Genomic DNA, 11,407 nt, shown 5'->3' with positions numbered 1-11,407 from the left:
CGCCGGAGTTCGTCCCCGAAGTCGGCGCCGAAGGCTGGCAGCGTGAGCAATCCGCCCGTGGCTGGGGCTACGCGCCGCTGCGCGCCTCGCTGGCGCTGTTCGACGAGGCCGGTATGCCGGCCCTGCGCGAGAAGTCGCTCAAGCTCACCGGCTATCTGGGAAACGATGGTGCGCGCGCGTCTGGACGGCGTGCTGCAGATCATCACCCCGACCGAGCCGGAGCGTCACGGCTGCCAGCTGTCGCTGCGCGTGGCCGGCGGACGCGAACAGGGCCGCTCGCTGTTCGAGTACCTGCAGTCGGTCGGCGTGCTCGGCGACTGGCGCGAGCCGGACGTGATCCGCATCTCGCCCACCCCGATGTACAACCGCTACCGCGATGTCTACCGTTTCATCGAAGAAGTGGAAACCTGGGCCGGTGTATGACCCGACGGAACCCCACGACTTGACCACTACCGCCCCACGCGGCCTCACCATCATCGGCGCCGGTCTGGCCGGCTCCCTGCTCGCCATCCTGCTGGCCCGCCAGGCTGGCGCATCACCGTGTACGAGCGCCGCGGCGATCCGCGCATCGCCGACTACGAGTCCGGTCGCTCGATCAACCTGGCATTGGCCGAACGCGGCCGCAATGCGCTGCGCCAGGCCGGCGTGGAAGAGGCGGTCATGGCCAAGGCGGTGATGATGCGTGGACGCATGGTGCATCCGCGTCACGGCACGCCGGAGTTGCAGCGCTACGGCCGTGATGACAGCGAGGTGATCTGGTCGGTACACCGTGCCGAACTTAACGTCACCCTGCTGCAGCTGGCCGAAGCGGCCGGCGCGCGGTTCCACTTCCACCGTCGCCTGCACACCGTGGATTTCGATGCCGGCTACGCCCGCTTTATCGACGACCGCGACGATTCCCCCCACGACACCCACTTCGACACACCGCTGGTCGGCGCCGATGGCGCCGGCTCGGCGCTGCGTGCGGCGATGAACCGCAAGTCGCCGCTGGGCGAGCGCACCGAGTTCCTCGACCACTCCTATAAGGAGCTGGAAATCCCGCCGCATGCCGACGGCCGCTTCCAGATCGAAGCCAATGCGCTGCATATCTGGCCGCGCGGACGCTATATGTGCATCGCCCTGCCCAATGACGAAGGCACCTTCACCGTCACCCTGTTCCTGCCCAACGACGGTGAGCCCAGCTTCGCCAACGTGCGCAGCGGCGCCGAGGCGCAGGCGTTGTTCGAGCGCGAGTTCGCCGACGCGGTGCCGCTGATTCCGGATCTGCGCCGCGACTGGGAACAGCACCCGCCCGGCCTGCTCGGCACCCTGTACCTGGATCGCTGGCATCAGGGCGGCAAAGCGGTGCTGATCGGCGATGCAGCCCATGCCATGGTGCCGTTCCACGGCCAGGGTATGAACTGCGCGTTCGAGGACTGCGTGTTCCTGGCCGACGCGCTGGCCGCCAACGCCGATCCCGCACAGGCCTTCGCCCTGTTCGAGCGCGAACGCAAGCCCAACGCCGCGGCGATCCAGCAGATGGCGCTGGACAACTACATCGAGATGCGCGACCAGGTGGCCGATCCTGCCTTCCTGCTGCAACGCGAACTGGAACAGGCGCTGCAGGCGCGCTGGCCCACCCGCTTCGTGCCGCATTACACGATGGTCACCTTCCTGCACACGCCCTATGCCGTGGCGCTGGAACGCACCCGCATCCAGCAGCGCATCCTGGCCGAGGCCACCGCCGGCCACACCACGCTGGCGCGGATGGACTGGGCCGCACTGGAACGGATCGTCCACGCGCAGCTGCCGGTACTGGCAGGGGCGCACTGATGGCCTGTCCCTGCACCGTTCCGCACGCGGATGAACGATGCCGTCACCACGGCTGACGCACGCCACTAGCCGCCGGTAAAGACCCCCATGCCCGACACTTTCCTCTTCTACGACCTCGAAACCTTCGGCCAGGACCCGCGCCGTACCCGCATCGCCCAGTTCGCGGCGGTGCGCACCAACGTCGAGCTGGACGTGGTCGACGAGCCGGTCAGCTTCTACGTCAAGCCGGCCGACGACCTGCTGCCCTCGCCCATCGCCACGCTGATCACCGGCATCACCCCGCAGCATGCCCTGGCCGAAGGCGTCAGCGAGGCCGAGGCCTTCGCCCGGATCAGCGACCTGATGGCACGGCCGCAGACCTGCACGCTGGGCTACAACACGTTGCGCTTTGACGACGAGTTCGTCCGCTACGGGCTGTTCCGCAACTTCTTTGATCCCTACGAGCGCGAGTGGCGCGGCGGCAACTCGCGCTGGGACCTGCTGGACATGCTGCGGCTGGTACACGCACTGCGCCCGGAGGGCATCCAGTGGCCGCAGCGCGAGGATGGCGCCACCTCGTTCAAGCTCGAACACCTAGCCATCGCCAACGATGTCCGCGAAGGCGACGCGCACGAGGCGCTGTCCGACGTCTACGCCACCATCGGCATGGCGCGCCGCTTCAAACAGGCCCAGCCGCGCATGTGGGACTACGCGCTGAAGCTGCGCGACAAGCGCTTCGTTGGCAGCCTGCTGGACGTGGTGGCGATGAACCCCGTGCTGCACATCTCCATGCGCTACCCGGCCAGCCGGCTGTGCGCCGCGCCGGTGCTGCCACTGACCCGCCATCCGCACATCAGCAACCGGGTGATCGTGTTCGATCTGGAAGGTGACGTGCAGCAGCTGCTGGACCTGTCGGCCGAGGAGATTGCCGCGCGCCTGTACACCCGCGCCGCCGATCTGCCCGAAGGCCAGCAGCGGGTGCCGTTGAAGGAAGTGCATCTGAACAAGGTGCCGGCGCTGGTGGCCTGGAACCACCTGCGCGCGCCCGACTTCGAGCGCCTGGCTATCGATCCGGCCGCCATCGCGGCCAAGGTCGAACAGCTGCGCGCGCTCGGCCCGGAACTGGCCGAGAAGGTGCGCTGCGTGTTCGCCGGCGAGCGCGCGGCCGGCCCGGTCGATGCCGACGCCTCGCTCTACGACGGCTTCCTGGCCGAGGGTGACAAGGCGCTGATGCCCAAGGTGCGCACCGCTCCGCCCGAAGCGCTGGCCGAACTGGAAGGCCGCTTCCGCGATCCACGCCTGCCCGAGCTGCTGTTCCGCTATCGCGCCCGCAACCACCCGCAGACGCTGCATGGTGAAGACCGCGCCCGTTGGGACGACTACCGCCGCCTGCGCCTGTTCGATGAAGCCGCCCGCCTGGGCGAGCAGACCCTGCCGCAGCACTTCGCGCAGATCGAGCAGCTGCGCGCCGAATACCACGACCACCCCGAGCACCTCGCCCTGCTGGAGCATCTGCAGCACTGGGGCCAGCACCTGCAGCAATCGCTATGACCGCCTATTTTTCCGATGCCAGTTTCAAATTCCTGCGTGGGCTGGCCGCGCACAACGACAAGACCTGGTTCAACGACCACAAGGCGCAGTACGAAGCGCACGTGCGCCAGCCGTTCCTGCGCCTGATCGCCGACCTGCAGCCGGATATCGAGGCGATCAGCCCGCATTTCCGCGCCGATTCGCGCACCGTGGGCGGCTCGCTGTACCGCATCCAGCGCGACGCGCGCTTCTCCCACGACAAATCGCCCTACAAGACCTGGCAGGGCGCGCGCTTCTATCACGAGCGCCGCCGCCTGCAGATCGTGCCGCTGTTCTACCTGCACCTGCAGCCGGACAACTGCTTCCTCGGCGGCGGCCTGTGGCACCCGGAGCCGGAAAGCATGCGCAAGGTGCGGCAGTTCATTTTCGACAATCCGGCCAGCTGGGAACGCGCCGTACGCGATCCGGCCATCGTCCGCCGCTTTGCGATGGAAACCGACGAGAAGCTGCAGCGGCCGCCGCGCGGCTACCCGGCCGACCACCCGCACATCGAAGATCTGAAACAGCGCAACTGGGTGTATTCGCGCCCGCTGACCGATGCCCAGATGTGCAGCCCGCAGCTGCGCCAGACCCTGGTCAAGGACTACGCCACGCTGGCACCGTTCATCGATTACCTGTGCGCGGCGCTGGATCTGGAGTTCTGAGCGGAACCGGCTTCACACCACCTGCCGCACTTTGCGGCACGCTTGCCGGTATCACCCGACAGGAGGATGCCGCCATGACCGCCATCCATCACCAGCTCTGGATCGATGCCCCCCTGTCCACCGTCTACGCCGGACTGGCCACCGCCGAGGGACTGGGCCAGTGGTGGATCGCGCACCAGCAATCGGTGATCGACGGCGACACCCTCCTCAGCCACAACCCCGGCGGCGGTCATGGCGTGGTCGCGATGAAGGTGCTGGAGACCCTCCCCGGGCAACGGGTGCGCTGGGAGGTGATCAGCCACCACCCCCGCCAGAGCCCCGCCTCGGCCTGGTCCGGTACCGAGATCCGTTTCGAGCTCTCCCGCCGCGCCAGCCCCGGCGCCTGGCGCGGCCTGCCCCACGAAGGCGAACCGATGACCGTGCTGGAGTTCCACCACCTCGGCTGGGACCCGCACAGCGAATACCTCGGCTTCTGCAGCCAGGCCTGGGCCGAAACCCTGGTCCTGCTGCGCCGCTGGGCCGAAGCCCGCACCCCGGGCCATCACTGAGCCGCCCCCTGCCGCGGGTCCCGGAAGTGGGCACCGCATGACCGCGCCGGTGCCTGCGACACTTGGTCGCACGCTTTCATATCAATGACATAGCGCTCTTTCGGGGTTGGATGCGGCCGGCGCCGGTGAATCGGCTGCGGGCACTGGACTAGACTTTCCATGTGAACCGTTCATCCACCCTGTTCCGATTTATCGGCCGGCTTGGCTTGCTCGCCGGGCTGCTGATGGCGCTCGCGCCGTCGGCCAGCAGGGTGTTGTCCGGTACCGGGCCGCAGGTACTGCCCGGCTGGACGGAACTTTGCACCTCCACCGGCATGCACTGGGTAGACACCGGCGCGCCATCCCCCTCGCAGACGCCGTTTTCCGAGGGTCCCCATGCGGCGATGGGAGAGGACTGTTCCTATTGCCGTCTGGTCGATCTGCTCCTGCCGGTCATCCTGTTCCTGGGCTTGGTGCTGCCGCGTGCTGCGGCTGCCCGGCTGACGGGGCAGCCTGATCCGCCGCTGCGCCTGTGGCAGAACCTGCGCGGCCTGGGCAGCCGGGGTCCTCCCGTCCTCCTCTGATCCACAAGCGGTATTCCTGCGCGACGCCCCGGGTGTCGCCTCACTTGTGTTTTGGAGTTCCCATGTCCCATCCAGTCCGCCCGGCGCCGCGCGCGTCGTGGCTGTCCCTTGCCATTGCCTCGGCCCTGGCCTCGCCGTTCGGTGTACAGGCCGCCGCGCCTGATCCGGTCGATTTTGAGGCCGTGGTCGTGACCGCGTCCCCCGTCTCCCCACTGACCTATGAAACAGACCCGAAACTGCCCCGCCAGCCGGTGCCCGCCAGTGATGGCGCCGACTACCTGAAAACCATTCCCGGCTTCAGTGCCGTGCGCAACGGCGGCACCAATGGCGATCCGGTATTGCGCGGCATGTTCGGTTCGCGGCTGAACCTGCTGACCAACGACGGCAGCATGCCGGGGGCGTGCCCGGCCCGGATGGACAATCCGATGTCCTATGTCTCGCCCGAGACCTACGACAGGCTGGTCGTCATCAAGGGCCCGCAGACGGTGCGCTGGGGGCCGGGCGCGTCCGCGGGCACGGTGCGCTTTGAACGGCGGACCCCGCGCTTCGACACGCCCGGTATCGATCTGACCGGAAGCCTGCTCGGTGGTTCGTTCGGCCGCAACGACCAGGTGCTCGATGCCACCGCGGGTATGCCGGTGGGCTATGCCCGGCTCAGCGCCAACCGTTCCGAGTCGGACGACTACAGGGACGGTTCCGGCGACGTCGTGCCCTCGTCATGGAAGAAGTGGAACACCGACCTCGCTCTGGGCTGGACGCCCGACGCTGACACGCTGCTGGAGTTCAATGCCGGCGTTGGCGACGGCAGCGCCCGCTACGCCGGGCGGGGCATGGACGGCGCGCAGTTCAAGCGCCAGAGCTACAGCCTGCGGTTCGAGAAGTCCAACCTGCCCGGCAGCCTGGAGCGCGTGGAAGCCAGTGTGTTCGCCAACTATGCCGACCACGTGATGGACAACTACACCCTGCGCACGCCAAACCCGATGAGCTCGATGCCGATGCCGATGGTCGCCCAGGTGGACCGCAGGACCCTGGGCGGACGCAACGCCTGGACCTGGGCAACCGGGGGACTGGAGCTGACAGCGGGCATCGATGGGCAACAGAGCCGGCACCGCGAACGTGGCGGCATGGGACGCAACGCCCACCTCGCGATGCCGTGGGTGACCGATGCGAACTTCCAGAACGCTGGTCTGTTTGCCGAGGCGACATGGACGCTCTCCGCCGCCCGGCGTCTGGTGTCGGGCGCCCGCGCGGACCGCGCCGAAGTGACCGACAAGCGGACGGTCGCAGATGATGGGTAGGCCCAATCCCACCGCCGGCCTCCGCCGCAAGGAGACGCTGCCGGCCGCCTTCATGCGGTTCGAACAGGACACCACCTCCACGCGGGGGACCTGGTACGCCGGCCTTGGCCACACCGCGCGCATGCCCGACTACTGGGAGCTGTTCTCGCCCGACCGGGGGCCGATGGGCGCGGTGAATGCCTTCGCCGGCATCCACCCGGAAAAGACCACGCAGCTGGATGTCGGCCTGCAGTACCGTGCCCCGACGTTCGATGCGTGGGTATCGGCGTATGCCGGCCGCATCCAGGACTACATCATCTTCGCGTACATGGAGGGCGGAATGATGGGAATGATGTCCTCGGCCGCCAACGTGGATGCGGACATCCGCGGCGGCGAGGCCGGTGTCGAGTTCCGCCCCGCACCCCACTGGAAGCTGGGCGGCACGCTGGCCTACGCCTGGGGCGAGAACCGTGCCTCGGGTGATGCATTGCCGCAGATGCCGCCACTGGAGGCCCGCCTGAGCGCCGGCTACGACAACCGGCGCTGGAATGCCGGCGTCCTGGTTCGCGCCGTGTCCAGGCAGACGCGCGTGGCACTCAACCAGGGCACGGTGGTCGGACGCGATATCGGTCCCAGTGCGGGGTTTGCGACACTGGCGCTCAATGGTGGCTATCGCTTCACCGACCGCGTGCAGCTGACCGCCGGTGTCGACAATCTGTTCGACCGGGCCTACAGCGAACACCTGAATCTGTCGGGCAGTGCCGACTTCGGCTATCCGGCCGATCCGCTGAGGTTCAACGAGCCTGGCCGTTCCGCGTGGGTGAAGCTCAACGTGGACTACTGACTGGAGCGGGTGCCTGCCTGGACGGCAGCACCCGTGTCCGTGGACGTGGCGGTCAGGTCCGCCCACGGGTTGAGCTCACCCACCCGCTGCCGCCAGACCGCGCAATGCCGGGGCATGACGCCCACCCCGCCTGCCGGGCCGATGCGAGGGCATGGCCGTTGTCCTTGCACAAGCCGGCCGTGGTGTGGAGTGCCGACGCCACGGCCCCGCCATCAGGATCAACATGAGGTGGGGTTGCGCCTGATGGCCGGCTGGACGCCACGCAGCTCAGATGGCGGTGAATGCGGAGCGTCGGCGGCGTGGCCGACTGCAGGTTGGGCCACCCCACCCCGAGCAGCTCTCTCGACGGAGCGCTTCAGGCTTTGCCGCCGTGGTGCGGATATCCGGCCAGCGGCGCGGGCCTCAGACACCTTGGCCGGAAACCGCCAGCGACCGGCAGCGCCTCGGCCAGGATCGCTAGCTGAGCAGACGCGCCACGATGGACGCTGCCACGCACCACGACACGATCCATAGCGCCGAAACCCGCCGGGTGGTCAGCAGGGCAAATCCGATCAGCGCGATGACGAAATCGGCCACGCCGTGTACGCCTTCGGTCCAGACCGGGGTGTAGAACGCCGCGATGAGCAGCCCCACCACCGCGGCATTGATACCGGCTATGCCACGGGTGGCCCAACGGCGCCGCGCCAGGTGCTCCCACAGCGGCAACACCGCCAGCAACAGCAGGATGCCGGGCAGAAACACGGCCAGCAGCGCAAGCGTCGCGCTGGCTGCGGCGGGCCAGCCCACCGGCACTTCGGCGCCCACAAAGGCCGCCAGGGAGAACATCGGCCCGGGCATCGCCTGCGCCGCTCCGTAGCCGGCAAGGAAGGTGTCCGGATGCACCCAGCCGGTGTCGACCACCGCCGGCTGCAGCAGGGAAAGCACGACGTGACCACCGCCGAAGACCAGTGCCCCCGCCTTGTAGAACGCGGCAGCCAACGCCGCTGCGGTGGGGGCGTCGGCGGCAGGCCACATCAACGCGCCCGCCAGGCCGGCCAGGAAGACGAGCAGAAACGCGACGCCACCGCGGCGGCCATAGCGCACCGGGAAAGCGGCAGACAGGGGTGCATTCACCTGCCGGCAGAAGCACCATCCCAGCATGGCGCCCAGGGCTATGGCGCCCAATTGTGCCCATGCACTTCCGGTGGACACGATCAGCACGGCCGCCCCCGCAGCGATGAGGACTCGCGGCGCATCCGGGGCCAGTTGCCGGATCATGCCCAGCAGACCGTGTGCGACCACGACCACGGCGACCAGCTTCAGGCCGTGCACTGCGGCGGTCCCCACGCCTTGTCCGACATGGGGCGCTATCAGCGCGAATCCGAACATCAGCAGGGCCGACGGCAGGGTGAACGCCACGAAGGCGGCCAGCGCCCCCGCCCAGCCACCACGGAACAGGCCGATCGCGAAGCACATCTGACTGCTGGCCGGTCCCGGCAGAAACTGGCACACGGACAGCAATTGTGCGAAGTGGGCGTCATCCAGCCAGCCGCGCAGCCTGACAAATTCCTCGCGGAAATAGGCCAGATGGGCAATGGGACCGCCAAACGAGGTCAGCCCCAGGCGCAGAAAGATGCGGAAAACCTCGCCTGCGCTGCCCGGTGACGGTGGAGTCTGGGGGGAAGTGTTGGACAACGGCGTCTCGCACAGGCCACTTGCGTTGCGCAATGCTACCAGCGCCTCTCCAGTTGAAGACGGCCCGCCTTCGGCAACGCCCCGGCACCCACCGCCTTCACCAGCAAGCGCCGGATCCACCGGACCAGGCGGCGCGGGCCCTACCCGCCCGGCGTCTTTGCCCGGCCGTGCGATGCCGGTTGATGAATCCCAGCCAGCCTGCCGAGCCGGAAGGCCCCCATCACCGGGGACACAAGTGAATCAGCCACGCCAATCAGAGCCCGGTCTCCGCCGGGCCTTGCACCGGGATCCGCTTCGACCTCTCCCGCCGCGCCAGCCCCGGTGCCTGGTACACAAGGGCGAACCGATGACCGTGCTGCAGTTCCACTGCCTCGGCTGGGACCCGCGCAGCGAATACCTCGGCTTCTGCGGCCAGGCCTGGACCGAAACGCTGGTGTTGCTGCGGCGCTGGGCTGAAGCCCGCAGCTCGCAGCCCGGGACATCACTGAACCTCGTGCACATGTAGGTTGTGCCAGCACATTGCAGATGCAGGTCCGCTTCTGTTGTCGAACTGTCTTAGTCTTCGAAAGAATCAGAGTTTTAAAACGACTCTGACCCGTTTTTTGCCGACCCGTTTTTTGCCACCGTGACGGGGTTGGGCCGAGCGAGCGTGGGACCGATCCACTGTGCCGCCGAACTTATTTCAGTCGGCCAGTGGAACCCAAAAGCCTTTCCACTCTCGTACGGTCTTCCTTGAGAGGCTGATGGCTACTGGCGTGTATCGCTTCTGAAAGCGCTGACCTTCTCATTGCACGATCTGGCGGGTGTGCGCATTGGGGTACGCCTTGTCCAGCGCCGCATCCAGCTCCTCTTGGGTCGTCCGCGACAACACGCCAGTGTCCTTGAGTGCTCGTTCGACTCGGGCAAGCGTGGCCTTGGCCGTTTCGATGTCTGCACGGAACTTGCTCGGGTTGTTTCCCGAATAGTTCTCCCACTTCTCGCGCAAGCTTGCCAAGTCTTGAACGTCCTGGGCGTGGTCGTTCAGGGTGTAGTCGGTCATCTTCGTTCGGGCAGGGTGCGCGGCCAAGAGCATGCCCAAATCGAGCCAGCCTGGCCAGCCGTCGGCGGATGGCGCCGCGGATTCTTCGATGGCAGCATTTGACTGTCGACAGGGAGGGTGAGCGTGGCAAAAGCGAAGGAACAGCCAAGCCCGCCGGATGCGCACTTGGAAGCGATCGTGTTGCAAGCCCAGGCCATCACGGAGGCCTGGGCCAAGCGGCACGAGTTTTGGGAAGACTCCACTCACAAGAATCCATTGGTGCACTACGACACGGAACCTGGGGAGGGTGTGTCGATCCTGACGCTGTGCTCCGATGGCATGCCGGCGCGATGCCTGAACGAGGGAACCAGAGAGGCCGATGAACTGGGGGAAGAGTTGGCGCAGATAGGTCTCTACCTCGAACTGGACGATGCAGTCACTGCCAACTACTACCTCATCGACTACGAGTCAGCGCTGCAGAAGCAGTTCGACCAATGGGCCCAATGGCAGTGGACTTGCCGTCTGATCGAAGCGGACACGGCAGACGTGTCGGGGGACATCTACCGACACTTTGCGGAACACCCGGACGATCTTTACCGGCTTCCTCACCGCGACTTCGAAGACTGATCAGCAGCGTTTTCACTGCGCGGGGGTGGAAAACACAGATCGGCCCCGGTACGGCCGATGAGGGCGTGGATGTCCGGATGTGGCTTCAGTCTCCGTTGGGCGATGCACTGACCTTGGTCCAAGCCCGGCGATACGCAAAGCACCGGCCGATTGGGCTGGAGGCCGTCGCCGCATTGGAAGCGCACAGCCTGCGTGAAGAGGCGTCTGGGCTGTTTGTGACCACCTCCCGGTATCGGCGAGTGGCCCAGCGCTTTGCCAGCCGAAACAAGAAGCTCCTGCTGGCGGATTCGTCGGACGTGACGACCTGGTGCCACGAGGCGTCTGTTGCAGTGCAGAGCGCGAAGGCAAAGGCACTAGCCCTTGAGTCGGTTGATCGCCTGCTGGCGGAGATAAGGGCGGCGGGCACGCACCCGGCTCTGGTGTGCTGCCTCAAGCGTTATCCGTCGTTCTGTCTGGTGCTGCGGGAGACTCCGAGCGGTGCGCTGCTTTTGCCCATCCCATCGGAGGCGACGTCGAGCGACGGGCAGGCCGGATTCGTCTTGCCCGTATTGGATGGGCGCCTGAACTACCAAACGCCAGACCGGGGGGTGTTCCGCGCCATTCGCACGGAGCGAAATGGCGACGTGAGCTACTGGGGAAGGGGAGATCTCTACAGCCATTGGGCAGGGGAAGCCTTGGGCTTCGACTTCTGGGACTGATGGCGTCGGCGCCATCATTAGTCGGTCCGGTGTCACCGGTCTTAGCCACTTGAAGCGTAAAGCGGGCTTTACGTTGAGGCCACGTAGGAATGCTCTTGTAAGCATCGGAGGTGATCAGATGATGTCCGCTTCT

9 protein-coding genes and 3 pseudogenes are annotated in these 11,407 nt (G+C 66.8%); 10 read left to right on the top strand and 2 right to left on the bottom strand.

All coding sequences use genetic code 11. From position 1 onward, the window contains the following. The 7 genes and pseudogenes from JCM9942_RS18125 to JCM9942_RS05390 form a co-directional block, all read left to right on the top strand. Positions 1-423, top strand: a pseudogene (locus JCM9942_RS18125) (kynureninase/PvdN C-terminal domain-containing protein); the annotation flags it as partial. A gap of 19 nt (positions 424-442) precedes the next feature. Continuing rightward, positions 443-1,812, top strand: a pseudogene (locus tag JCM9942_RS05415) (FAD-dependent oxidoreductase). Between the two features lie 87 nt (positions 1,813-1,899). Continuing rightward, positions 1,900-3,342, top strand: a complete 1,443-nt coding sequence (gene sbcB / locus JCM9942_RS05410) for an exodeoxyribonuclease I (RefSeq protein ID WP_054658210.1) — start codon at positions 1,900-1,902, stop codon at positions 3,340-3,342. Next, positions 3,339-4,025 (top strand): DUF2461 domain-containing protein, encoded by a 687-nt coding sequence (locus JCM9942_RS05405; protein WP_054658208.1) that lies wholly within the window; start codon positions 3,339-3,341, stop codon positions 4,023-4,025. Before sbcB ends, JCM9942_RS05405 begins: the two co-directional genes overlap by 4 nt. 74 nt (positions 4,026-4,099) lie before the next feature. Next, positions 4,100-4,573 carry an SRPBCC family protein gene (locus JCM9942_RS05400; RefSeq protein WP_054658206.1) on the top strand — a complete coding sequence of 158 codons (474 nt, stop codon included), beginning with the start codon at positions 4,100-4,102 and terminating at the stop codon, positions 4,571-4,573. Between the two features lie 206 nt (positions 4,574-4,779). After that, the gene (locus JCM9942_RS05395) at positions 4,780-5,136 is read left to right on the top strand and encodes a DUF2946 family protein (protein ID WP_218185458.1); all 357 of its coding nucleotides are present in this window, start codon (positions 4,780-4,782) and stop codon (positions 5,134-5,136) included. Between the two features lie 62 nt (positions 5,137-5,198). Then, positions 5,199-7,257: pseudogene (locus JCM9942_RS05390) on the top strand (TonB-dependent copper receptor). 456 nt (positions 7,258-7,713) lie between these two features. Here JCM9942_RS05390 and chrA read toward each other — a convergent pair. Beyond that, entirely contained in the window at positions 7,714-9,051 is a 1,338-nt protein-coding gene (gene chrA / locus JCM9942_RS05385) for a chromate efflux transporter (protein WP_256202308.1), read from the bottom strand. A gap of 226 nt (positions 9,052-9,277) precedes the next feature. Between chrA and JCM9942_RS18855 the strand changes: the two genes are divergently transcribed. Further along, on the top strand, positions 9,278-9,436 hold the full coding sequence (locus tag JCM9942_RS18855) for a hypothetical protein (protein WP_157722792.1): 159 nt from the start codon (positions 9,278-9,280) through the stop codon (positions 9,434-9,436). A 279-nt stretch (positions 9,437-9,715) separates the two neighbouring features. Here the strand turns inward: JCM9942_RS18855 and JCM9942_RS05380 are convergent, their stop codons facing one another. Then, positions 9,716-9,970, bottom strand: a complete 255-nt coding sequence (locus JCM9942_RS05380) for a hypothetical protein (protein ID WP_145974309.1) — start codon at positions 9,968-9,970, stop codon at positions 9,716-9,718. A gap of 123 nt (positions 9,971-10,093) precedes the next feature. On the opposite strand from JCM9942_RS05380, the gene JCM9942_RS20025 reads away from it, so the two are divergent. After that, on the top strand, positions 10,094-10,576 hold the full coding sequence (locus JCM9942_RS20025; protein WP_157722791.1) for a hypothetical protein: 483 nt from the start codon (positions 10,094-10,096) through the stop codon (positions 10,574-10,576). Then, a complete protein-coding gene (locus JCM9942_RS05370) occupies positions 10,459-11,274 on the top strand; it encodes a restriction endonuclease (RefSeq protein WP_256202309.1) in 816 nt (271 codons plus the stop codon). Before JCM9942_RS20025 ends, JCM9942_RS05370 begins: the two co-directional genes overlap by 118 nt. Positions 11,275-11,407: the final 133 nt, after the last annotated feature.

The organism is Stenotrophomonas pictorum JCM 9942 (genome assembly GCF_001310775.1).
In the GTDB taxonomy this organism is placed as follows: domain Bacteria; phylum Pseudomonadota; class Gammaproteobacteria; order Xanthomonadales; family Xanthomonadaceae; genus Stenotrophomonas; species Stenotrophomonas pictorum.
This window is presented reverse-complemented; position numbering and strand designations above follow the sequence as displayed.

Coding starts and splice junctions, on each gene's coding strand:
- JCM9942_RS05400 (WP_054658206.1), top strand. CDS start 4,100: ATGACCGCCATCCATCACCAGCTCTGGATCGATGCCCCCCTGTCCACC.
- JCM9942_RS05380 (WP_145974309.1), bottom strand. CDS start 9,970: ATGACCGACTACACCCTGAACGACCACGCCCAGGACGTTCAAGACTTG.
- JCM9942_RS18855 (WP_157722792.1), top strand. CDS start 9,278: ATGACCGTGCTGCAGTTCCACTGCCTCGGCTGGGACCCGCGCAGCGAA.
- JCM9942_RS05405 (WP_054658208.1), top strand. CDS start 3,339: ATGACCGCCTATTTTTCCGATGCCAGTTTCAAATTCCTGCGTGGGCTG.
- sbcB (WP_054658210.1), top strand. CDS start 1,900: ATGCCCGACACTTTCCTCTTCTACGACCTCGAAACCTTCGGCCAGGAC.